Genomic DNA, 21,084 nt, shown 5'->3' with positions numbered 1-21,084 from the left:
GATTGCGTTCGATCAATCGCTGTAGCTTCTAATTCAATCATGGTCCGGATGCTGATGGCTGACGATGGTCGCCATCTTGTCCGGTCCGTAATTCTGCATCGTGGTCTGGCTCGGCAGGTTGGCGATGCCGACCACCCAGCCGTGGCGGGACTCGGTTCCGAATTGCTGCGTCGGTATCACCCGGTCGGGCCGGTCGAAGGCGCCGGTCATGATCTCGATCCGCGGCCCGTCGATACGGCGGAAGCTCAGGGGTGTTCCGCAGGCCGCGCAGAAGTCGCGCTCGGCGATCGAGGAGGACCTGAACGCGGCGGGCTTGCCGCGGGTCCATTTGAAGTCGTTGCGATCGATGTCGGCGAAAGAGGCAAATGGCGCCCCGGACGCCTTCTGGCACATCCGGCAGTGGCAGATGCTGATCCGGGTCGGCGCCGCCGAGACGGCAAATCGGACGGCGCCGCATTGGCAGCCGCCGGTCAGAACAGGTGTCGTTGGTGCCTCTGCGCTCATGTCTGCTCCATCCGCCGATAGGCCTCGCGCAATGTCGCCAGCGCATCACCGCCGGCGAAGACGAACTCGCCGATGCCGGCCGCCCGCAGCGCCGCTTCCTGGTCGGCGGGCCGCCCTGCCAGATAGATATGCCTTGCACCGGCGCCTTGAAGGGCCCTGGCGGCCTCACTGGCGCTGGCGGCATAGACCTTATCCGAGGAACAAATGCACGCCATCGCCGCGCCCGAGGCCTTGTAGGCCGCGGCCAGCGCCGCCGCGTCGGCAAAACCCTCGCTGTCGATAGCCTCGATCCCGCCGGTTTCGAAGAAACTCTTGGCGAAGGTCGCGCGGGCTGTGAAGTCCGCGGCGGTGCCGAGATTGGCCAGGAATATGTTCGGCCGGGCGCCATGCGCCTTCAGCGCGGCATCCGACTTGTCGCGCAGCGCCTCGAACGGTTCGGCAAGCCGCGTCGGCGCGAGGGCGTCGAATTTCACCTTGGCGCCGGCGAGGGACGCCGGCGCTGATGGTTTCACATCCAGCACTGCGGGGGCGGCCTCGCGCAGATCCGGAAATTCGCTGGCGCCGGTCAGCACGTCGCGGCGCTTCGCCACATTGGTCTCGCGCAGCAATCGCGTCGCGGCGACCTTGTTTTGCAGCAGCCCCTGCTCGAGCGCGGCGAAGATGCCGCCGGCCTTCTCGATCTCCTGGAACAGCGTCCACGCCGCCTCGCAGAGCTGCGAGGTCAGTGTCTCGATGCCGCCGGCGCCGGCCGCGGGATCGGACACCTTTGCCAGGTTGGATTCATCGAGCAGCACGAGTTGCGTGTTGCGCGCCACGCGCCGGGCGAAGTCGTCAGGCAGGCCGAGCGCCAGCGTGTGCGGCAGCACCGTGATCGCATTGGCCCCGCCGAGCCCGGCCGCAAAGGTCGCGATCGTCGCACGTAGCATGTTCACATTGGGATCGCGCTGGGTCAGCATGCGCCAGGCGGTCTGCGCGTTGACGAAGATCGGCTTTGGCGCAAGCCCGCAGGCCTCTTCGATCCTTGCCCAGAGGCGGCGCAGCGCGCGGAATTTCGCCATGGTCAGGAACTGGTCGGCATCGGCGCTGAGGCGGAACGAGATGCCCGCGCGCGCCGCATCGAGATCGATGCCGGCGCCTTCCAGCATGCGCAGATAGGCGAGGCCCAGCGCGAGCGTGAACGCGAGTTCCTGCACCTCGGAGCCGCCGGCATCATGGACCGGCCGGCCGTCGGCCAGCACGAACGGCCCCTTGAAGCCGCGCTTGATCAGGCCATTGACGACCTGGCCGAACGACTTTTCGTAGTTGGGCCAGGCGATGGCCGCAGCACCGCGCACGGCCATGGTGCTGAGCGCCTGGTAATTGAAATGCAGATCGAGCTTGGCCGGGTCGAGCTTGCGGACCTCGACCATGTCGGCAAAGGTCTCGCCGGCGTTCTCGCGGCCGATCACCGGGTTGAGCGCGATCATGATGCCGGCATCGAGATGGACGCCGCCGCAGGCGCGCGCCAGCGTCTTCTTGCTGGCATCGGCAAGACCGAAGCCGCGCGCGCCGGGACCGCCGGCGAACTCGAATTCGAGGCCGGTCGCGCCGTTCTCGAGATCCTGCAGCGCCTGCGCATTGGCTTGTGCGGCATCGGGATGATCGACCCGCTGCAGGATCTGCCAGGGTGCAGCGGCGGCGCGGCCGGCAAGCGGGCTTGAATTGGTGGCGCGGCGGTAGATCGGATCGATCTTCAGGCCGTCATAGGTCTTGCCGACCAGCTTCTCGAACGGGGCGCCCTTCAGCACGCCGTCGACCAGCTTGCGCCAGTCGTCATAGGTCGCAGGTCGAAAATCCGAAGCCAGAGCCAAATCGTCAGTCGAGGTCGTCATCCGCCCAAATCGTCCTTCACCGGCCCCGCGCGGGGCCCCTTGATTTGGCCGGAAATTGCCACGGGCGGGCGGCCAAGCCAAACGGTTGTTTGCGGTGGTTTGGCTTTAATCGAGGTCCGCTAGACGGAAAATACCGTCGGTAGAGACCTTGGCCAGCGCATCGGCGACGCGGCGCCCGGCGATGACGCGGTCGGGAACGATCTCGGCGAGCGGCACCAAGACGAAGGCGCGTTCGAACAAACGCGGGTGCGGCAGCGTCAGTTCCGGCTTGTTCAGTGTGACGTCGTCATAGGCGATCAGGTCGAGGTCGAGGGTGCGCGGCCCCCAGCGCTGCTCGTTCTTGCGGTCGCGGCCGAATTTGGCTTCGATCTTGTGCAGCGTGAACAGCAGCGCATGCGGATCGAGACTGGTCTCGATCTCGATGCAGGCATTGATGAAGCTGTCCTGCTGCTGCTCGCCCCAGGGTGGTGTCGAATAATCCGACGAGCGTGCGATGAGCGCGGCCTGGGTCATGCCGCAGATATTGGCGATCGCCTTGCGAAACGTGGTGCGGACGTCGCCGACATTGCCGCCGAGGGCGATCAGGACGTCAGCCATCTGCTTTCAACCCTGGGGCGGTTGATGGCGCGAGCGGGTCAGTACGACGCCGACATCGTCGAAGATCGCGGCGATCGGCGCGTGCGGCTTGTGCACCGTGACCTTGACCGCCCGGATGCGCGGAAAACTCGCCAGGATGTCCTCGGCCACCGCACCCGCGGCGCGCTCCAGCAGCTTGTAGTTGGTGTTCTTGAATGCCGACGTCGCGGTCGCCACCACGTTGGAATAGGAGACGGTGTCGGAGAGGCGATCGGTGCGCGAGGATTCCGAGAGGTCGGTATAGAGCTCGAGATCGATGACGAAGCGCTGCCCGACTTCGGTCTCATGTTCCATCACGCCATGACGGGCATGGATGACGATCCCGGTGATGAAGATCGTATCGGTCATTGCTGTCCCTCGATTGCTGCGGCCACGCGCAGCGCCTGAACGGTTTCGGCGACGTCATGCGCGCGGATGATGCGGGCGCCATTCCGCGCGGCGATCAGATGCGCCGCGATCGAGCCGCCGATCCGCTGTTGCGGCTCCGACGGCACGACCGTGCTGATGAAGCGCTTGCGCGAGGCGCCGACCAGCAGCGGCAGTCGGAACGCGTCGAGCTCGGAGAGCCGCGCCAACGCGATCATGCTCTGCTCCGGGGTCTTGCCGAAGCCGATGCCGGGATCGAGCACGATCCGGTCGGGCGAAATGCCGGCGCTCGCGGCGATCGCGAGCGAGCGCTCGAAGAAGGCGGCGATGTCTTGCATGATGTCGATCGCCGGATCGGCCTGCTCGCGATTGTGCATGATGATCACGGGCACGCCGCGCGCGGCGACCAGCGGCGCCATGCCGGCATCGCGCTGCAGGCCCCAGACGTCGTTGGCGATCGCCGCGCCGTGGTCGAGCGCCCAGGCCACGACCTCCGATTTCATACTGTCGATCGAGACCGGCACGCCAAGGGCGATCACGTCGGCCAGCACCGGTTTAAGCCGCGCCATCTCGGCCTCGGCGGTGACCGGCTGCGAGCCGTAGGGACGGGTGGATTCCGCGCCGATGTCGATGATATCGGCGCCCTCGGTGACCAGCTTGCGGGCCTGTGCCAGCGCCTCTTCGGGTGCGGCGAACTGGCCGCCGTCGGAGAACGAGTCCGGCGTCACGTTCAGGATGCCCATCACGGCCGGATAGGGCCGCGACAACAGCGCCGGCAGCACCGCCGATACGGCCGGGCCGGTCACCGTCGATGCCATGGGCTTGCTCGCCATCATGCGGTGGCTTTGCGCTGACCGCGGCGGCAAGTCAAGGTGTGGCGCTGACGGGTGACGCGGCCCGCGGCCGAATGCCGTTAAGACAGGCTAATAGGTGATCTTGGGAGGCAGCTTGCGTGCCTCTTCGATCAGCAGCTCGACCGACTTCTCCGACGGCATCACGCGGACGAGCTTACGCCGCACATTGGCGTCCTTCATGCTCTGCGCGAGCCGCGACGGGTTGCGGTGCGCGAGCTCGCGCACGGTGGTGACGCCGGCGGCGCGGACCAGGCCGACCTTCGCCTTGCCCATGCCGGGAATCCGCATGTAGTCGGAGATGTTGGCCCATTCGAGCAATTGTTGTTCGCTGATCCCGGTCTTGGCGGCGAGCGCCTTGCGTCCCTTGACGGTGCGGGCGGCTTCAAGCAGTGCGTCGGTCGTGCGGATACCGTGCGATTTCAGTTTGGTGGCGCAATAGGCGGACAGGCCTTCGATCTCGGAGAGGGGGTATGTCATGATACTCGTATGCAGGTAGAAGGGAGCGCACGTGCAATGGCGTTTTGGGAGAATGCTTCAGGCAAACTGGCTGAGGCCCGGCGTCCCCGAGATGATCTCGCCCATTTGATCCGCTCCGATTTTGTCGCGGCCGAACCTGAAAAGTTCACGCGCGACGTTCTGAATCTCACTCATGCTCAATCCAAGCGCCATCAGCCGGGTGCCGACAGCCATCAGACCGCCACCCATCAACCGCGATAGACCACCGCTGTTGTTGGAGGCGGCGATTGCCGCTTCGGCGCCGGGGATTTGGTCGATCAGAGCCTGAACTTTGTCGGAAGGTCCCTCGTTACGGAGGAAACCCAGAACGATGCCGATGGTTTTTTCAGCGACAGCACCGTCGATGCCGGCCTTCGCGGCCAGCTGCCCAACCAATTCGTCCATATTGCCCCGCCTCAACCGGTTTTTGCCGGATCATTCTTGAAGATTTATCTTGAGCGCCTGTGTCACGAAATACAAGCGATCCGCGCATTTCAGTTCGTTTTCTTTTTCGATCGCGTCGGGAGTGTTGCACCTCTGCAAGATTGAGCGGCGGATTCACACCATCTTGTCGCAATGCGCAATGCCTTTCGTCACTTGGCCGGGAATAAAGTATGAGGAACTGGTGGAGCGACAATATACATCAGTGCGCGCCGATGGTTTCAATCGACCTGCAAGATGCAATATGATGTCATCGGTTCGAATGGATCGAGCCGATTTAAAATCGCGTTAAGAGGCGAAGCGATGGCGACGTCCGACACCAAGTTGGCCGACACCGATGAGAAGATCTTTATCGGCAAGGGCGAGGAAACAGCCTGGCTGACGCTTGCGCTGGCCAACCGCCACGGCCTTGTGACCGGTGCGACCGGAACCGGCAAGACCGTCACGCTACAGGTCATGGCTGAAGGATTTGCGCGCGCCGGCGTTCCGGTTTTCGCAGCCGACATCAAGGGCGATCTTTCCGGTATCTCCGAAGTCGGCGAGGCCAAGGACTTTATCCTGAAGCGCGCCAAGGAGATGGGCCTGACCTTCCAGCCGGATCAGTTCTCGACCGTATTCTGGGACGTGTTCGGCGAGCAGGGCCATCCGGTGCGCGCCACCGTCACCGAGATGGGACCGCTGTTGCTCTCGCGGATGCTCGATCTGAACGACGTGCAGGAGGGCGTGCTCAATGTTGCCTTCCGTGTCGCCGACGAGAACGGCCTCACGTTGATCGACATGAAGGACCTGCGGGCGCTGCTGGATGCGATCGCCCCGGACGGCAGCAAGAAGGCTGCCGAGGACGAGGAAGATCCGCTGGCGCCGATCCGTAAGGCCGCGCAAGGCTACGGCAATGTATCCAAGGCGACCGTCGGAACGATCCAGCGTCAGCTCCTGGTGCTCGAGAACCAGGGCGGCGCCAAGTTCTTCGGCGAGCCGGCGCTGACGCTGAAGGATTTCATGCGCACCGACCGCGACGGCCGCGGCATCGTCAATATCCTGGTCGCCGACAAGCTGATGCAGAGCCCGCGGCTTTACGCCACCTTCCTGCTCTGGATGCTTTCGGAATTGTTCGAGGAATTGCCGGAGGCCGGCGACCTGCCGAAGCCGAAGCTGGTGTTCTTCTTCGACGAGGCGCATCTCTTGTTCACCGACGCGCCGAAGGCGCTGATGGACAAGATCGAGCAGGTGGTGCGGCTGATCCGCTCCAAGGGCGTCGGCGTCTATTTCGTCACCCAGAATCCGATCGACGTGCCGGACAAGGTGCTGGCGCAGCTCGGCAACCGCGTGCAGCACGCGCTGCGCGCCTTCACGCCGCGCGACCAGAAGGCGGTTGCCGCGGCCGCACAGACCTTCCGGCCCAATCCGAAGCTCGACACCGCGCGGGTGATCATGGAGCTCGGCAAGGGCGAGGCGCTGGTGTCGTTCCTCGAGGGCGGCGGCACGCCGTCGATGGTCGAGCGCGTCATGGTGCGCCCGCCGTCGGCGCGGATCGGGCCGATCACGCCGGACGAGCGCAAGGCGATCATGGATGCGAGCCCGGTCAAGGGCAAATACGACACCGCGGTCGACGCCGAATCCGCCTACGAGATCATCCAGAAGCGGCTCGCCGGAACGGCGGCGCCGGCGGACGGCAGCGCTGCTGGCGGCGAGGGGGGCGGCATCCTCGGCCAGATCGGTTCGATCGCGTCCACGATCTTCGGCACCAACGTCAAGCGCGGCCGCATGTCGACCGGACAGGTGATCGCGCGCAGCGTCACGCGCTCGGTGACCGACAAGGTGATCGGTGGCGTGGCCGCCGATCTCGGCAAATCGCTCGGCGGTTCGGTTGGCGGCTCGATCGGCCGGGCGCTGGTGCGCGGCGCGCTCGGCGGATTGCTGCGCCGATAGCATAGCGCCGGTCGGCTGAAGCGGGAGACCGGCTTTGCCTCCCGCGGCGGGCGCGCTACAACCTGGCGCAACGTCCAACAAAAAGGATATCCGCGATGTCCAACGCCAAGCTGCAGCTCGTCCTCGACCGTATCGACGCCGATTTCGACAACAGTCTCGAGCGGCTGTTCACGCTGCTGCGGATCAAATCGATCTCGGCCGATCCGGCCTTCGCTGATGACTGCAAGGCGGCTGCCGATCATCTCGCCAAGGATATCGCGACAGTCGGCTTCAAGACCGAAGTGCGGCCGACTGCCGGCCATCCGGCCGTGGTCGGCAAGCTGAACGGCTCGACCGACGGACGCCCGCACGTGCTGTTCTACGGCCACTACGACGTGCAGCCGGTCGATCCCTTGAATCTCTGGCACCGTCCGCCGTTCGAGCCTGTCGTGACCGACCATGCCGACGGGCGCAAGATCATCGTCGCGCGCGGCGCCGAGGACGACAAGGGACAGTTGATGACCTTCGTCGAGGCGTGCCGTGCCTGGAAGACGGTGACGGGATCGCTGCCGGTCGACATCACGATCGTCATCGAGGGTGAAGAGGAGATCGGTTCGAAGAATTTCGTGCCGTTCCTCGAGGCGAACAAGGACGACCTCAAGGCCGACTTCGCGCTGGTCTGCGACACCGGCATGTGGGACCCGAATACGCCGGCGATCACCACCTCGTTGCGCGGCCTGGTCTATGACGAGGTCAAGATCAAGGCCGCCAATCGCGACCTGCATTCCGGCGTGTTCGGCGGCGGCGCGCAGAACCCGATCCGCGTGCTGACGCGGATCCTCGGCGGCCTGCATGACGAGAATGGCCACATCACCATCCCGGGTTTCTATGACGGCGTGAAGGATTTGCCGCCGGATATTCTGGCCCAGTGGAAGCAGCTCAATCTGACGCCGGAGAGCTTCCTCAAGCCGATCGGCCTCTCGGTGCCCGCCGGCGAAAAGGACCGGCTCCTGATCGAGCAGGTCTCCTCGCGCCCGACCTGCGACATCAACGGCATCGTCGGCGGCTATACCGGCGAGGGCTCCAAGACGGTGATCGCGGCCGAGGCGTCGGCGAAGGTCTCGTTCCGCCTAGTCGAGGGACAGGATCCCGAGAAGATCCGAAGGGCGTTCCGCGACTATGTGAAGGCGCGCCTGCCGGCCGACTGCAAGGCCGAGTTCACCGACCATTCCAGCGCGCCGGCGATCGCGCTCGACTGGAACATGAAGCCGCTGGCAGCCGCGCGCCGTGCGCTGACCGACGAATGGGGCAAGGAGGCGCTCTTGATCGGCTCCGGCGCCTCGATCCCGATCGTTGCCGATTTCAAGCACACGCTCGGCCTCGACAGCGTGCTGATCGGCTTCGGGCTCGACGACGACAACATCCATTCGCCGAACGAGAAGTACGACCTCAAGAGCTACCACAAGGGCATCCGCTCCTGGGCGCGGATCCTGGCGGCGTTCGGCGACGCCAAATAGCGCGCAGGCGCATCGCAAGCAAAAACGCCGCCCGGAATTGGGCGGCGTTTTGATTCGGATGTAGGATGGGTAGAGCGAAGCGAAACCCATCGCTTCTTCATTGCGATCAGTCATGGTCACCTATCGTCGTAATTTCATTGCTGGAGGCAGTTTCTTCTTCGCGGTCAATCTAGAGGACCGGCGTCTGCGATTGCTGACAGACCACATCGATCAACTGCGCGCCGCCTTCCGTGAAACGCGCGAACGGCATCCTTTCACGACCGAGGCGATTGTCATTCTGCCCGATCACCTCCATGCAGTTTGGAGCTTGCCGGAAGGTGATGCTGACTTTGCGACGCGCTGGCGGCAGATCAAATCGGCATTTTCACGAAGCCTCCCGGTCGGCGAACTCATTTCGGGTAGCCGAGCGGCCAGGTCGGAACGCGGCATCTGGCAGCGGCGATACTGGGAGCACACGATCCGGGATGAAAGTGACCTCTCTCGTCACATCGACTACGTGCACATCAATCCACTCAAGCACGGCCTCGTGAAGCGGGTGAAGGACTGGCCGTATTCGTCGTTTCATCGCATGGTCAGGCTCGGAGTCTACCCAGAGGATTGGGCTGGCGACGGGGAGAGAACGGATGGAGCGTTCGGTGAGCGGTCTTGATGCTGAGGCGTGATGGGTTTCGCTGCGCTCTACCCATCCTACGGGTCTCGGCCAGGCCCCCGAACGTAAAAACGCCGCCCGGAATTGGGCGGCGTTTTGATGCCGATAGTGCAGAGGGTGTTGGTGAGCACTCTACCCGAAGATTGTGAAATTTCAATCACGGTAGCCGGGATTGACCCGGTCGAGCTTGCGCAGCAGCGGCGGCCAGACCAGCTGGGTCGAGCGCAGCTCGGCGCGGTCCGGGTTGGAGAGCAGCTCAGTGTTCTTGTCGATCGCATGCTGGTCGACCGGATAGGCAATCGGTCCGAGCGCGCGGGTCGCCACCTGCATCGAGCAGGCGCGCTCCAGATGGTACATCCGCTCGAAGGCGGATGCGACCGAGCGGCCGACCGTCAGGGTGCCGTGATTGCGCAGCAGCATGTGGTTCTTGCTGCCGAGATCGCGCTGCAGGCGCGGGCGCTCGTCATGATCGAGCGCGATGCCTTCATAGTCGTGATAGGCGAGGTCGTGGGTGACGAGCTGCGCGGTCTGGTTCAGCGGCAGCAGCCCGTCGGGGCCGCTCGACACCGCGGTGCCGTCGACGGTGTGCAGATGGAGCACGCAGCCGGCGTCCTCGCGCACCTCGTGGATCGCCGAATGGATGGTGAAGCCGGCCGGGTTGATGCTGTAGTCGCTCTTCGAAAGCTGGTTGCCGTCGAGGTCAACCTTGACGAGGCTCGACGCGGTGATCTCGTCGAACATCAGCCCGTAGGGGTTGATCAGGAAGTGATGCTCGGGCCCCGGCACGCGCGCGGAGATGTGGGTATCGACCAGATCGTCCCAGCCATAGAGCGCGACCAGCCGGTAGCAGGCGGCGAGATTGATCCGCTGCTCCCATTCCGCCGCACTCATATCCGACGGCACTTCCTTCAGGCGCGCTTCCGCTGGCGACATGGCCGATTGCTCCATTGATGGCGTTATTGCTTGGTCCAAGCGTAGCGCCGCCGCCGGACCGCAGCAAGGCAGGGTAACGGCGTGACAGTCATGTCGGCATGCGGCCCACGATCGGAACGGCAATCGTCAGTGGGCAGCGTGATGCGTTACGGCGCTGGGATCGCCAGCAGGCTCGAGATGCTGCGGCCGCGGATGTCGTAGACGCGGGCGAACACGACGTCGTCGCGCTTGATCTCGACCATGACCGGCGCGGCCAGCCCCTTGCAGTAGAATTCGCCGAGTGTCATCGCGAAGTCGGCGGCATTGCTGTCCCATCCGATCGTGAAATCAGGGCCGAGCGCGACCTGCGCGGGGCGCTGCGGTCCGCACACCGCGACCTTCCACTTGCGGTTCTGCGGCGGCACTTCCTGCCGCTCCGCCAGCTGCTCGCGCAGCCCGTCGGATGCCTGCTTCAGCGCCAGGCCCCAATAGTCCAGCATGAAGAAGTTGTCCGCGGTACGCACCGTGCCGGCGATGTGGTTGAAGTGCGTGTACTGATACGGATGCAGGCGGATCATTTCGCTGAGCGGCAGCAAGAGGCCGAACGCGAACATGGCGAGCGCCGCGGGCTGCCAGGCCCGGCGGTTCTCGCCGAGCCAGTCCATGCCGCGCGCGAATGCGATGCCGGCCAGCACCGTCATCGGCGGAATCACGAAGATGAAGTGACGGATGCCGTTATAGAGCGCCGGCCGCTTCACCATCGCGATCGCCAGCGGCAGCGTCGCCGCCAGCGTCAGCATCAGCATGATCGACTTGCGCTTTGCGGTGACGTCGTAGCGCGACAGCGACATCAAGGTGATGACGACGGCGGCTGCCAGCAGCACCAGCAGCACTTCGGGAAGCTGCAGCGCGAACAAGGTGGGCAGATAGGACCACGGCATGTCCGGCACCGACACCAGCGCGCCGTCGAACATCTCCTTCCACGGTTTCTCGAAGAAGTGCGAGAAATAGGTCACCGCTTCGAGCGGATGTCCGGGCTCCATGATCGACCACGGCCAGATCAGGCCCATCACGAGATAGCCCAGCACAAGTCCCGGCAGCAGCACATAGACGACATGGGCAAAGCGGTGGGTCGCCTCGCGCGGGCCCTGCTTGCGGAATTCCTCGATCAGGAGCGGGACGAAGCCGACCACGGCGTAGATCAATGCGAGCCCGCCAAGCACGCGGCAGCCGATCGACAGGCCGGCGCCCAGGCCGACGATCAGGATGGTGCGCGGCGAGGGCGCCGGATATTCCTCGATCAGGCGGACCAGGCCCATGATCAGGACCACCATCGCCACGGCGAACGGCGCATCCTTCGGATTCATGAACATGTGGCCGTAGAAGGTCGGGCACAGCGCCAGCAGCAGCAGCGCCGCCAGTCCCGCCAGCGGGCCGCCGACGCGGCGCGCCAGGCGCCAGGTCACCGCAAGGCCGATAACGCCGACGATCGCGCCGAGCAGGCGGCGCGTCTCGAACAGTTCGAGCGGAATGATCTTGTGCAGCAGGGCCGCGGCCATATCGAAGCCGCCGCCGTACATATACAGATTGGCAAACGACAGCGCGCCGGTGTCCTTGAACCCGGACTCGTACATGCGCAGCAGGAGGTCGGCATATTCAGCGTGGGTGTAATCGTCCCAGCCCAGACCGTAATCGCGGAACGTCAAACCGGCGACCACGGCGACCACGCCGAGGACGAGGACAGCGAGATCGTCGCAGGTCTTCTCCACCGAGCGCCGCGCAGGCGCCTCGAGGGCAGACGTCGTAATCGATGACATAGCTAGTGATACCGGCGTGCCTGTGGCCCAGATTGGCGCTTTAGGGCCTCATTCCCCGGCATCCATAGCGCAGTTCCGTTTCCGAGTAATTGGTAATTGTGGCGTAATTTCCCAGATGCGTTGCAATAAATTGGCAGCAATTCGTAGCCAGTAAATCTACGGGAGCTGGCTGCCCGACAGTCACTGCGGCCGCGGTGAAGTAGCGCATCGCGGCTTGGTTAAGCGGGATTTTAGGGAACTCTGTCTACAATTGGCGGTTGGCGGTGTGGGCAATATGACGGTATCGTGGCGTTGGTGGCCCGCGCCGATTTTCGGTCGGGTCTCCCGGGGGTTAGTTCGATGAAGGTTGGTCTGTTGGTCGTCGGCGCGGGCCTGGTCGTGGCGGGCTTGGCGGCGATCGGCCTCGGAATTCCAAACAAGGAATTCAGCGTCGGCGGCACGTTGATCGCAACAGGCGTGACCGGCGCATGTACCGGCGTGCTTGTTCTGGCCCTTGCCGCCATCCTTCGCGAACTCCAGGCCATGGGCGACCGGCTCGATGCCGTCGTGGCGGTGGGTCTGCGGTCCGGGTCGCCGTCTGCAACTTCCCCGCGCGGCACTCCCGACGATCCGGTGTTCCCGCCGCCTGAGCCGAAGGTCTCGGCGCCTCCGCCGCTGGCTCCAGCGTTCCCGCCATCCGCTCCCGCGGCGCCGCCGCCCTGGCACGACGAGATCGCCTCGCGCGGCGCATCAGGCGAGGTGCCGCCGCCCGCACCGGCGGCCGCGCCCGCGGATGGCGCTGCGCCGCCCAAGCGGCGCAATCTGCTGTTTTCCTCCTCGCGCAAGGAGCGCGAGCGGAGCCAGGGGCGTGCCGCCGAGCCGCTCACGCCGGATCTGTTGTCGCCGGAACTGCGTCCGAATCCGGGTGGTTCGGCCGAACCGGCGTCGGCAACCTTCGACGATGCCTGGCCGAAGACCGACCGGCCGCGGCCGGTCGACGTCGCCCCGCGGCGCGGCCCCCGGACGCCATCCACCTTCGGCGAGGCCCAGTCGGCCGCCGCCGCCTCGCCGTCGTCGGGCCATCCGCCGCCGCCCCAGGAGCAGCCGCCGGTGACCGTGCTCAAATCCGGCGTCGTCGACGGCATGGCCTATTCGCTCTATTCGGACGGATCAATCGAGGCGCAGATGCCGGAGGGCATGATGCGATTTGCCTCGATCGACGAGCTCAGGTCGCATCTGGAGCAGCGGCCTTAAGATCCGGGCCAATACTTGCGCGCGGCCGGCCCGTAGCCGGAAACGCGGCCGTTGTTGTCAGATTTGCTGCAATTCGTGCATATTCGCAAAGTAGTACGCGATTCCATTAATGTATTGCTGCGCATGGATACTGTCCGGTGGGCGCCGGGCTGCCGATAGCACGGGGAAGATTGAGCCATGTCCGATACGTCAGGCAAAACGCCGGTCGAGCTGACCGCCAACATCGTTTCGGCCTATCTCAGCAACAATCCGACGCCGGCCTCGGACATTCCGAACCTGATCAGCCAGGTCCACTCCGCTTTGCTGCGGGTGTCGAGCGGACGCAACGACACGCCGAGCGAGCCGGCCAAGCCTGCGGTGTCGATGAAGAAGTCGATCACGCCCGAATATCTGGTGTGCCTCGAGGACGGCAAGCGCTTCAAGTCGCTGAAGCGCCATCTGCGCACCCAGTACAACATGACCCCGGAGCAGTATCGCGACAAATGGGGCCTGCCGGCCGACTATCCGATGGTGGCGCCGAACTATGCGGTGGCGCGATCGCAGCTCGCCAAGAAGATGGGTCTCGGTCAGCAGGCGCGGAAGCGGAAGTAAAGATCTACGCGGCGGACGCCAGCGCCTCGCGCGCATCGTTGCGGATGCGGTCGACCATCGAGCGCAGGCCGTTGGAGCGCTGCGGCGTCAGATGGTCGCGGAAGCCGAATTCGTCGAACAGCGCGAGCGCGTCGGTGCCGAGGATTTCCTTGGGCGTTTGCCCGGAAAACAGCGTCAGCACGATCGCGACCAGGCCGCGCACGATGTGGGCGTCGCTGTCGCCGATATAGATCAGGCGCGGTTCGCCGTTGGCATCGCGCTCGATCCGCTTCGACAGCCAGACCTGGCTGACGCAGCCCTGCACCTTGTTCTCGGCCGAGTGCTCCGCCTCCGACAACGGTTCGAGCGTGCGGCCGAGCTCGATGACATAGCGGTAACGGTCGTCCCACTCGTCCAGCAGCGCAAAATTGTCCCTGATTTCGTCGATCGTCGTCATCGTGGCCCGCGTCCTGTCCTTGCCGGCTTATATAGGAAGGCGGGCCGCGAAAGCGATGAAAATGGAACCGGTTCCCGGCTGTTTTGACGCGTTTTCTTCACGCGAACCGGTGCCTGCCTCGCTCGACAGCGCTTTGGTTTCCGCTCACGGCGTCGGCGGCAGGCGGAATTCGATCGACTGATCCTCCGCGGTCAGCGTGTCGCGGAACGCGGTGGCTGAATCGGTCTCGTCCTGGCTGATCGAGCCGGTATGGTCGGGTGGCTTCTTGTCGGTGATGATCTGGTAGAGCTTGCGCGCCCCGTCGGTCGCGCGCTGGCCGATCGCGGTCGCGGCCTGGCCGCCGACCTCGCAGGCGGACGGCTGGCGCTTGCAGAACTGACCCATGTCGTTGATCGTCGCGGTCGCGGCCGACACCGCGTCCGACGCGCTGATCTGCGGCGCCTTGTCCGCTTCGGGTGTTTTGTCTCTCGGCAGCAGCACGAGCACAAGCCCGAGCCAGAATGCCAAACGCAGCAGGAAGAACATGGCGCGATCCCGGTCGTCTGTCTTGTCTTGCTTCTTGCGCGGTCGATGCCGCTATTGGCCTTGAGAGTTAGCATCGGTCGATAAATCGGAAGTATCTGCATTGAAGTAAATCCGCCGAAAAATCGCGGAAAATTCGCCTGAATTGATTCGCCGTAAATTTTCGATTGATGGCGGCCGACGCGCGCCGGATACGCAGGATTCGCCCCGTCCACCATTTCGAAACCATAGAATGTCGCATCCGGAAACCAGCCGTTCACCATCCCCGACAAATGGCCGGTGAATAGCGGGTCAAACCCACTCCAATGCACGGTGTTTGGCGGCAGGCCGCCCAGCCTTAGCGTTCGCTTAAGTTCGCTCTGACACGTTGACCTGCAATCACGAAGGAGGCGTTCCGGCGCGTCTGTGTTGACGATTGAGCCGAAGCGCGAGTGCTGTGAGTAGTTTGAGTCTGATCCGCGATTGCCTGGATGCGCTGCTGCATCCGTCGGCGCAATATGATGCGCTGACGCGTGCGCGCCATCGTGCCTTCATGGCGCCGCGGCTGCTCGGCAGCCTGGCGGCGCTTGCCTCGTTCCCTGCCTTTCTTGCGATGCGCGGCGCGCCGACGGCGATCGAGGTCGCGGCATTCGCCTGGCTGATCGCGCCGATTCTGCTGTCGTGGTTCCTGTCGCGCACCGGCCGCTATGAAGGCGCGCATGTGCTGTCGTCGCTGGCGCTCGCCGGTCTCGTGATGATGATCGCGGCGACGACCGGCGGCATCGCCTCGTTCGCCGCCGTGTGGCTCGTCGTGATTCCGATCGAGGCGGCGCTGTCGGCCTCGCGGCGTGTGGTGGCGTTTGCGTTCGCGCTGGCGATGATCTGCGCGGCGCTGCTGAGCGTGCTCGGCCATTATCATGTACTGCCGGTCGTCGATCCCGCGGTTGCTTCGAACAGCACGCTGGTCGGTTTCGGCGTCGTGTCGGCGATCTTCTACGCCGCCGGGCTCGCCTTCGGTGCGGAGTCGCTGGCGCGCACCAGCGTGGCGCTGCTCTATGTCGAGGAAGAGCGCTACCGCCTGCTCGCGCATAACATGAGCGACGTGCTGTCGCGGCACAGCCGCAACGGCGCGGTGCGCTTCATTTCGCCCGCGGCCGAGAACATGCTCGGCGTGCCGGCATCGCGGCTGTTGGGCCATGGCCTGTTCGACCGCGTTCATGTCGCCGATCGCCCGGCCTATCTCACGGCGCTGTCGGACGCCGCGCGCGGTGACTCCCGCAGCGTCGAGTTCCGCGTGCGCCGTGACGGTGCGCGGGGCGAAGCCGTCGCCGAATTCATCTGGGCCGAGATGCGCTGCCGCCCGCTCGATCAGGCCGCCGCCGATGCCGAGGTCGTCGCCGTGATCCGCGACGTGACCGATCGCAAGGTGCAGGAGCAGGCGCTCGAACAGGCGCGCAACGTGGCCGAGCAGGCCGATGCGTCGAAGACGCGCTTCCTGGCCACCATGAGCCACGAACTGCGCACCCCGCTCAACGCCATCATCGGCTTCTCCGAGATGATCGCGCAGGAAGACGTGCTCGGCCTCGACGTGGCCCGCCGCAAGGAATACGCGCAGCTGATCAACGATTCCGGCCAGCATCTGCTGTCGGTCGTCAACGGCATCCTCGACATGTCGAAGATGGAGTCCGGCAATTTCGAGATTTCGCCGGAGCCGTTTGCGCCGCGGCCGGCGCTGCTCAATTGCTGCAATCTTGTGGCGTTGAAGGCGCGCGAGAGTGGCGTCGATCTCGTCACCCGGGTGCCCGACGATCTGCCGATCGTGAACGGCGATCCGCGCGCGTTCAAGCAGATCGTGCTCAATCTGGTCTCGAACGCCATCAAGTTCACCGAGCGCGGCGGCAAGGTTACCGTGTCGGCCGGCGTCGAGGGATCGCGGCTGGTGCTGCGTGTCTCGGACACTGGCGTCGGCATCGCCGCCGATGATCTCAAGCGGATCGGCGATCCGTTCTTCCAGGCCGGCAAGACTTATCAGCGCCGCCACGAGGGCACCGGTCTTGGTCTTTCCATCGTGAAGGGGCTGGTCGGCCTGCACCACGGCGAAATCAATGTGGAGAGCAAGGTGGGCGAGGGCACCATTGTATCGGTCGCGCTGCCGCTGGCGTTCACCCCGCCCGCCGCCGTCGAGCCGTCCAGCAATGTCTCGACCCTGAAGCCCGCGCTGCGTTCCGGACTACAAGAGCAAACCCATCAGGTGAAGAAGAGTGCCTAGACAGACTTTGGATGACGATGAAACGCCGCGCCGTCGCCGCGGCGCCAAGGCAGTGGCCATCGCGGCCGAGGAGGAACGTGGCCTCGTCCTGCGCCTGCTGCTGCACAGTCCGAAGGATCTGGTCGCCGGCGTGCTGGCGACGTCTGCCATCGTTGCGATCCTGATCAATGCGCTGTTCCTGCAGGCGGGCCGTCATCCGTCGCCGATGTTCGGCGGTTCGGTTGTGACGCTGCCGCCGCCGGCCCCGGTTGCCGCGGCCACCAGCCCGATACCGCGCCCGCGTCCGGCCGAGGCGGCTGCCCGATCGATTGAGCCGGCCGCCATGGAGCCGAGCAAGCCCGTCGACGTGAAGCCGGTGGAGACCAGGCCGGCCGAGACCAGGTCCGTCGAAGCCAAGCCGGCAGAACCCAAGGTCGAGGCCAAGCCGGTCGATCCGATGGCCAATCTGGTGCTGAAATCGACCACTGCGCCGCCGGCCGCAGCACCGTCCCCGGCCGCCGCGCCGTCCAGCGTCATTCGTCCGCCGGCGTCGATTCCGACACAGCATCTGAGCCCGGCCGGCAAACGCATCGCCGCAGTCCAGCGTACGCTAACGGAGTATGGCTACGGCCAGCTCAAGCCGACCGGCACGATCGGCGCCGATACCCAGCACGCGATCGCGAAGTTCGAACGCGCCCGCAAGCTGCCGGTGACCGGTCAGATGTCCGATCGCCTGGTACGCGAGCTCGGCGCGATGATCGGCCATTCGATCGAGTAGTCGTCTCTCTGCGAAGGCATTGAATGCGTATTCGTCATGCCCGGGCTTATCCCGGGCATTGACGTCTTTGAGACTTGTTGCAGCCAAGACGGGGATGGCCGGGACAAGCCCGGCCATGACGAGTTAAGGCGCATCGCCCAGCAGAACGTCCCTGACCTCGTCGGAGAACAGCTTCCTGCGTCCGGCCACCAGCACCCATTCCGGATCGTCGCGATCCGGAATAGCGCGCGGCATCCCGTGATCGAGCAGGGCCTGCGCGCAACCCACCCAGTCGCCGCCGCTGACCGGCTCGTTGCAGGAGGCCCATGACAAGGAGCCGGACGTGTTGTCGCCGAAGCCGTGCTGCTCGGTCCACTCCGCGCCGTGCTCGAGCAGGAATCGCGTCAGGCCGGCATTGCCGCGGAACACCGCGTGATTGAGCGCCGACGCATCCCAGTCGCCGCCACGCACCGTGATCGGCCAGCCGAGCTCGACCATCAGCCGCACTGCATCGTCGCCGCTTGCCGCGGCGAGCTCCGGAAGCAACCGCAATTGCTGCGGTGAAAGTGAACCCGGAAGATCGGGCCGACCAGCCTGGATTCGCCGCGCCTCGCTCTCGTCACCACTGCTGCACGCCGCGACGAACCGCTCATCATCGGCAAGCGTCTCATCGCCGGTGCGTTCGCGCAGCAACTCGGCGACATCGGTCAGTCCGAACTGCAATGCGTAGCGGTAGGCGCTGAGCCCGCCTGGTGTTGTGATGCGCGGATCTGCGCCGGCGTCGAGCAGTATCGCGATGCAGGTTCGCGACCGCCGCCGGCGGATCGCCCACAGCAACGGCGAGCCGCATTCGGTCAGCGGCGCGTTGCCGGCGGGTTCGTTTGGATTGCCGCCGTGCCGCAGCAGCAGGTCGAGCGCCGCCACGTTCTCGTCATCGAGCACCTTGTACATCGCGTTGGTGCCGGCGATCCGTGCGCCATGCTCAAGCAGCAGGCCAGTCGTCACCGAGCCTTCGAGCGAGTGGTAGAGCGATTCATTGTCGTTCGGATTGGCGCCCGCTTCGAGCAACAGTCTGGTCAGTTCGAGATCGTGGTTGCGGCCGGCGGCGCCGTACAGCGCTGACAGCGGATTGCTGTCATCGGGTGCGTCGAGCGTTCCGGGCGGCCAGCGGCTGCTGATGTGCTGGTCGGGATCGGCGCCGGCCTGCAGCAGCAGGCGTGCGCAGCGATGCAGCCGCGCCTCAAATTCCGGAATCTGCAGCAGGCTGGAATGCGTCACGGCGACCAGCGGCGGCAGTTTGAACGGACCGCCGGGACGGTTGACCCATGTGGGATCGTCGTTGGCGGTGCGTTGCACTGTCTCCTCGTCACCGATGGCGCAGGCGAGATAGGGATCGTCGGCGACAAGACTGGAATCCTCGGTGAGCATCCGCGCCGCAACGCGCGGATTGGCGCGGTCGGTGGTGCCGGCGACGTCCGCGGCATAGACCAGCTGCAGCCATCGCCGCACGCGATCGGCCTTGCTTTTACCAAGCGGCAATTGTGCGTCGACATAGCGCCGCAGGTCCGGCCAGGAGGCGAAGCCGAGATCGCGCGCCACGCAGGACTGCGCATCGTGCAGCCGCAGATCAAGCGCGGCGATTTGAGCGTCGCTGCGCCCGGCCGCAGCCGGAAGCGCATGCCGGAAACGCGCGTAGGCCTCTGGCGCCTGCCGCCGATAAAGGCGAATGAGTTCCTTGGCCTGCTTCTTCAGATGATCGAGATTCAATCGCGCGGGCGATCGGTCCATGGAAACCTCCGTGCATCATCGCCGATGGTCCACAAAACCGGCTGCACAAAGGCTTGGGTGGCCGCTCAATTGATGCAAGTGGGTTCAACCCTTCCCGTGGACCCGGGCGCGGCTTGCACCGCGGATGCAAGGATATGGGTGACGATTGGTTCGGTCAACCCGCCGCGGCGTGACGACATCTGTGACAATTGGACGTGACCGCGCCGCTGGCTTATAGGTCGGCGCATGCGATTGAAAACAAGCATTTGGGTCGCGGCGTATCTGCGCCGCTGCCAGACCGAGGGCGTGTTCGGCGCGGTCCGCAAGAAGGGCGCCGAGGAAGCCGGGGCCGTGTTCGTCAAGGTGGCGCTGATGGACGGCAACGCGATGCTGTATGCGCCGGCGCCGCAGACGGTCTATGACGACAGCCGTCCGGTCGAGCGGCTGTTCGTGCCGACCGCACCACAGCCGGTATCCGAGCCGTCTGTCGAGGAGCGCTTGACCAAGGAGCTCCGCTTCGATCCCGATGCCTGGATCGTCGAGACCGAGGACCGTGCCGGGCGGCACTTCCTCGATCTGGCCAAGGGCTAACTTCCAGACTTCTGATTTCGGACAGCGGGCGCGCTGCCGGGTTGCAACGCGGGGCGCGTCTGCGAGGATGTCGCGCGCACGCGATGGCGCTCATCGTCATAGAGCGACGAGCGATACCTGGCGCGGGCCACCGCCATGGTCGAGCCGCGCCACGCCGCCAGCATCACCAACGCCGAGCGCTCGCTCAGGCGATCGTAGAGCCGCGACAGCCGATAGACGTAGTTGACCGAGGAGCCGGCTTCCGGATTGAGGAACATCAGGATCCGCTGGAACGCGGCGCTCGACACGTCAAGCGCCCGCATCGCGCAGGCGAGCGGCTCGCCGCCGGGATCGTTGACGACGTCCGCGGCGATCCGCGACGGCAGGATCAGCGCCTCGCCGAGTTCGAGCGTGAAGTTATCGAGGTCCTCGGCAAACGCTGCCATCTCCAGGATATGGATCGCGCGCGCGGCGCGCGCGGCCGGGATCCGCGCCGCAGCCTTCAGCGGCGTCTCCTGCAGATTGTGCAGGATCTGCGCGCGCTCCCTCGTGCTGGCGGCAAAGAACATGTCGGAGATTTCGGCGGCATCGTTTGGCCGCATGGCAAGGCTCGCGGCCATCCGCAGCTCGGCTTCGGTCGGGACCTTGGCCGGCAGCGCTGACGGGGCGGGCGCGGGAATTGGCGTGGCCGCCGGCATCGGCTGGTCGGGACCGACGCGGCGCAGCCCGAGCTTGTCCACGATCCGGGCGGGCGTCGCCGGATAGATCGCAAGCCGCGCGCGGACCGCGGCACGCGTCGCGTCGTCGACCTCGTCGATCAGGCGCGTCGTCAACTCGACGAACTGGCGCTCTTCATCGGCGGAGTGGGCGCTCGCCTGCACATAGAGGTCGGTCAGGACGCGCAGCAGCGTCGGGCGGATGTCGACGCCCTCGCGACGGGAGAGCGTCATCAGCCCATCGAAACCAGGAAATAGCGGAGCTGCGCTCATCTCGGGCGTACGCGACTTGCCA

Annotated in this window: 21 protein-coding genes; 8 read left to right on the top strand and 13 right to left on the bottom strand. The window is 65.2% G+C overall.

Translation table 11 applies throughout. The features are described 5' to 3' along the window. Nucleotides 1-33: 33 nt before the first annotated feature. The 7 genes from J2R78_RS02185 to J2R78_RS02155 form a co-directional block, all read right to left on the bottom strand. Nucleotides 34-504: a GFA family protein gene (locus tag J2R78_RS02185; protein WP_253609541.1), complete on the bottom strand. Its 471-nt coding sequence runs from the start codon at nucleotides 502-504 to the stop codon at nucleotides 34-36. After that, the gene (locus tag J2R78_RS02180; protein ID WP_253609540.1) at nucleotides 501-2,375 is read right to left on the bottom strand and encodes a methylmalonyl-CoA mutase subunit beta; all 1,875 of its coding nucleotides are present in this window, start codon (nucleotides 2,373-2,375) and stop codon (nucleotides 501-503) included. Before J2R78_RS02180 ends, J2R78_RS02185 begins: the two co-directional genes overlap by 4 nt. Before the next feature lie 105 nt (nucleotides 2,376-2,480). Further along, entirely contained in the window at nucleotides 2,481-2,972 is a 492-nt protein-coding gene (gene folK, locus J2R78_RS02175) for a 2-amino-4-hydroxy-6-hydroxymethyldihydropteridine diphosphokinase (protein WP_253609539.1), read from the bottom strand. 6 nt (nucleotides 2,973-2,978) lie between these two features. Further along, complete coding sequence (gene folB / locus J2R78_RS02170) at nucleotides 2,979-3,359, bottom strand: dihydroneopterin aldolase (RefSeq protein WP_016842351.1); 381 nt, start codon at nucleotides 3,357-3,359, stop codon at nucleotides 2,979-2,981. Then, nucleotides 3,356-4,213, bottom strand: coding sequence for a dihydropteroate synthase (folP, locus tag J2R78_RS02165; protein WP_253609538.1), 858 nt, complete (start codon nucleotides 4,211-4,213; stop codon nucleotides 3,356-3,358). The genes folB and folP overlap by 4 nt, the downstream gene beginning before the upstream one ends. Nucleotides 4,214-4,300: 87 nt before the next feature. Then, complete coding sequence (locus J2R78_RS02160) at nucleotides 4,301-4,708, bottom strand: DUF4332 domain-containing protein (protein WP_253609537.1); 408 nt, start codon at nucleotides 4,706-4,708, stop codon at nucleotides 4,301-4,303. 57 nt (nucleotides 4,709-4,765) lie between these two features. Next, nucleotides 4,766-5,131, bottom strand: a complete 366-nt coding sequence (locus tag J2R78_RS02155; RefSeq protein WP_016841849.1) for a hypothetical protein — start codon at nucleotides 5,129-5,131, stop codon at nucleotides 4,766-4,768. A 339-nt stretch (nucleotides 5,132-5,470) separates the two neighbouring features. On the opposite strand from J2R78_RS02155, the gene J2R78_RS02150 reads away from it, so the two are divergent. From J2R78_RS02150 to J2R78_RS02140, 3 genes are all read left to right on the top strand, one after another. Then, nucleotides 5,471-7,096 carry a helicase HerA-like domain-containing protein gene (locus tag J2R78_RS02150; RefSeq protein WP_253609536.1) on the top strand — a complete coding sequence of 542 codons (1,626 nt, stop codon included), beginning with the start codon at nucleotides 5,471-5,473 and terminating at the stop codon, nucleotides 7,094-7,096. Between the two features lie 95 nt (nucleotides 7,097-7,191). After that, nucleotides 7,192-8,592 carry a M20/M25/M40 family metallo-hydrolase gene (locus J2R78_RS02145; protein WP_253609535.1) on the top strand — a complete coding sequence of 467 codons (1,401 nt, stop codon included), beginning with the start codon at nucleotides 7,192-7,194 and terminating at the stop codon, nucleotides 8,590-8,592. A 112-nt stretch (nucleotides 8,593-8,704) separates the two neighbouring features. After that, nucleotides 8,705-9,241 carry a transposase gene (locus J2R78_RS02140; protein WP_253609534.1) on the top strand — a complete coding sequence of 179 codons (537 nt, stop codon included), beginning with the start codon at nucleotides 8,705-8,707 and terminating at the stop codon, nucleotides 9,239-9,241. 153 nt (nucleotides 9,242-9,394) lie between these two features. Here J2R78_RS02140 and J2R78_RS02135 read toward each other — a convergent pair whose 3' ends face one another. After that, nucleotides 9,395-10,174, bottom strand: coding sequence for a class II aldolase/adducin family protein (locus J2R78_RS02135; RefSeq protein WP_028331642.1), 780 nt, complete (start codon nucleotides 10,172-10,174; stop codon nucleotides 9,395-9,397). Nucleotides 10,175-10,320: 146 nt separating this feature from the next. Beyond that, complete coding sequence (locus tag J2R78_RS02130) at nucleotides 10,321-11,970, bottom strand: glycosyltransferase family 39 protein (RefSeq protein ID WP_253609533.1); 1,650 nt, start codon at nucleotides 11,968-11,970, stop codon at nucleotides 10,321-10,323. 339 nt (nucleotides 11,971-12,309) lie between these two features. On the opposite strand from J2R78_RS02130, the gene J2R78_RS02125 reads away from it, so the two are divergent. Next, entirely contained in the window at nucleotides 12,310-13,203 is an 894-nt protein-coding gene (locus J2R78_RS02125) for a DUF308 domain-containing protein (protein WP_253609532.1), read from the top strand. Between the two features lie 177 nt (nucleotides 13,204-13,380). Beyond that, nucleotides 13,381-13,794: a MucR family transcriptional regulator gene (locus J2R78_RS02120; RefSeq protein WP_057015640.1), complete on the top strand. Its 414-nt coding sequence runs from the start codon at nucleotides 13,381-13,383 to the stop codon at nucleotides 13,792-13,794. 4 nt (nucleotides 13,795-13,798) lie between these two features. On the opposite strand, the gene J2R78_RS02115 is transcribed toward J2R78_RS02120, so the two are convergent. Together J2R78_RS02115 and J2R78_RS02110 are read right to left on the bottom strand one after the other, a co-directional pair. Then, nucleotides 13,799-14,230, bottom strand: coding sequence for a SufE family protein (locus J2R78_RS02115; protein ID WP_141343262.1), 432 nt, complete (start codon nucleotides 14,228-14,230; stop codon nucleotides 13,799-13,801). Nucleotides 14,231-14,374: 144 nt separating this feature from the next. Continuing rightward, a complete protein-coding gene (locus J2R78_RS02110) occupies nucleotides 14,375-14,755 on the bottom strand; it encodes a DUF5330 domain-containing protein (protein WP_253609531.1) in 381 nt (126 codons plus the stop codon). A 433-nt stretch (nucleotides 14,756-15,188) separates the two neighbouring features. Here J2R78_RS02110 and J2R78_RS02105 point away from each other — a divergent pair, with 433 nt between their 5' ends. Together J2R78_RS02105 and J2R78_RS02100 are read left to right on the top strand one after the other, a co-directional pair. Then, complete coding sequence (locus J2R78_RS02105; protein WP_253609530.1) at nucleotides 15,189-17,000, top strand: ATP-binding protein; 1,812 nt, start codon at nucleotides 15,189-15,191, stop codon at nucleotides 16,998-17,000. Further along, the gene (locus J2R78_RS02100; protein WP_253609529.1) at nucleotides 16,993-17,757 is read left to right on the top strand and encodes a peptidoglycan-binding protein; all 765 of its coding nucleotides are present in this window, start codon (nucleotides 16,993-16,995) and stop codon (nucleotides 17,755-17,757) included. Before J2R78_RS02105 ends, J2R78_RS02100 begins: the two co-directional genes overlap by 8 nt. A 123-nt stretch (nucleotides 17,758-17,880) precedes the next feature. Here J2R78_RS02100 and J2R78_RS02095 read toward each other — a convergent pair whose 3' ends face one another. Beyond that, nucleotides 17,881-19,524 (bottom strand): ankyrin repeat domain-containing protein, encoded by a 1,644-nt coding sequence (locus J2R78_RS02095; protein WP_253609528.1) that lies wholly within the window; start codon nucleotides 19,522-19,524, stop codon nucleotides 17,881-17,883. A 225-nt stretch (nucleotides 19,525-19,749) separates the two neighbouring features. Between J2R78_RS02095 and J2R78_RS02090 the strand changes: the two genes are divergently transcribed. Beyond that, nucleotides 19,750-20,094, top strand: coding sequence for a DUF1491 family protein (locus J2R78_RS02090; RefSeq protein WP_016841837.1), 345 nt, complete (start codon nucleotides 19,750-19,752; stop codon nucleotides 20,092-20,094). Here the strand turns inward: J2R78_RS02090 and J2R78_RS02085 are convergent. Continuing rightward, the gene (locus J2R78_RS02085) at nucleotides 20,091-21,023 is read right to left on the bottom strand and encodes a DUF2336 domain-containing protein (RefSeq protein ID WP_156436513.1); all 933 of its coding nucleotides are present in this window, start codon (nucleotides 21,021-21,023) and stop codon (nucleotides 20,091-20,093) included. The genes J2R78_RS02090 and J2R78_RS02085 overlap by 4 nt on opposite strands. Nucleotides 21,024-21,084: the final 61 nt, after the last annotated feature.

It is taken from the genome of Bradyrhizobium sp. USDA 4538 (genome assembly GCF_024171045.1).
Taxonomy (GTDB): domain Bacteria; phylum Pseudomonadota; class Alphaproteobacteria; order Rhizobiales; family Xanthobacteraceae; genus Bradyrhizobium; species Bradyrhizobium australafricanum.
Note: the sequence above shows the minus strand (reverse complement) of the source record. Positions and strands in the feature narration are given on the sequence as shown.

What these genes read in the sequence shown, in the direction of transcription:
- J2R78_RS02180 (WP_253609540.1), bottom strand. Translation starts at nt 2,375, where the DNA reads ATGACGACCTCGACTGACGATTTGGCTCTGGCTTCGGATTTTCGACCT.
- J2R78_RS02155 (WP_016841849.1), bottom strand. Translation starts at nt 5,131, where the DNA reads ATGGACGAATTGGTTGGGCAGCTGGCCGCGAAGGCCGGCATCGACGGT.
- J2R78_RS02185 (WP_253609541.1), bottom strand. Translation starts at nt 504, where the DNA reads ATGAGCGCAGAGGCACCAACGACACCTGTTCTGACCGGCGGCTGCCAA.
- J2R78_RS02140 (WP_253609534.1), top strand. Translation starts at nt 8,705, where the DNA reads ATGGTCACCTATCGTCGTAATTTCATTGCTGGAGGCAGTTTCTTCTTC.
- J2R78_RS02120 (WP_057015640.1), top strand. Translation starts at nt 13,381, where the DNA reads ATGTCCGATACGTCAGGCAAAACGCCGGTCGAGCTGACCGCCAACATC.
- folP (WP_253609538.1), bottom strand. Translation starts at nt 4,213, where the DNA reads ATGATGGCGAGCAAGCCCATGGCATCGACGGTGACCGGCCCGGCCGTA.
- folB (WP_016842351.1), bottom strand. Translation starts at nt 3,359, where the DNA reads ATGACCGATACGATCTTCATCACCGGGATCGTCATCCATGCCCGTCAT.
- J2R78_RS02125 (WP_253609532.1), top strand. Translation starts at nt 12,310, where the DNA reads ATGAAGGTTGGTCTGTTGGTCGTCGGCGCGGGCCTGGTCGTGGCGGGC.
- J2R78_RS02150 (WP_253609536.1), top strand. Translation starts at nt 5,471, where the DNA reads ATGGCGACGTCCGACACCAAGTTGGCCGACACCGATGAGAAGATCTTT.
- J2R78_RS02160 (WP_253609537.1), bottom strand. Translation starts at nt 4,708, where the DNA reads ATGACATACCCCCTCTCCGAGATCGAAGGCCTGTCCGCCTATTGCGCC.
- J2R78_RS02095 (WP_253609528.1), bottom strand. Translation starts at nt 19,524, where the DNA reads ATGGACCGATCGCCCGCGCGATTGAATCTCGATCATCTGAAGAAGCAG.
- J2R78_RS02130 (WP_253609533.1), bottom strand. Translation starts at nt 11,970, where the DNA reads ATGTCATCGATTACGACGTCTGCCCTCGAGGCGCCTGCGCGGCGCTCG.
- folK (WP_253609539.1), bottom strand. Translation starts at nt 2,972, where the DNA reads ATGGCTGACGTCCTGATCGCCCTCGGCGGCAATGTCGGCGACGTCCGC.
- J2R78_RS02090 (WP_016841837.1), top strand. Translation starts at nt 19,750, where the DNA reads ATGCGATTGAAAACAAGCATTTGGGTCGCGGCGTATCTGCGCCGCTGC.
- J2R78_RS02145 (WP_253609535.1), top strand. Translation starts at nt 7,192, where the DNA reads ATGTCCAACGCCAAGCTGCAGCTCGTCCTCGACCGTATCGACGCCGAT.
- J2R78_RS02135 (WP_028331642.1), bottom strand. Translation starts at nt 10,174, where the DNA reads ATGTCGCCAGCGGAAGCGCGCCTGAAGGAAGTGCCGTCGGATATGAGT.
- J2R78_RS02115 (WP_141343262.1), bottom strand. Translation starts at nt 14,230, where the DNA reads ATGACGACGATCGACGAAATCAGGGACAATTTTGCGCTGCTGGACGAG.
- J2R78_RS02085 (WP_156436513.1), bottom strand. Translation starts at nt 21,023, where the DNA reads ATGACGCTCTCCCGTCGCGAGGGCGTCGACATCCGCCCGACGCTGCTG.
- J2R78_RS02110 (WP_253609531.1), bottom strand. Translation starts at nt 14,755, where the DNA reads ATGTTCTTCCTGCTGCGTTTGGCATTCTGGCTCGGGCTTGTGCTCGTG.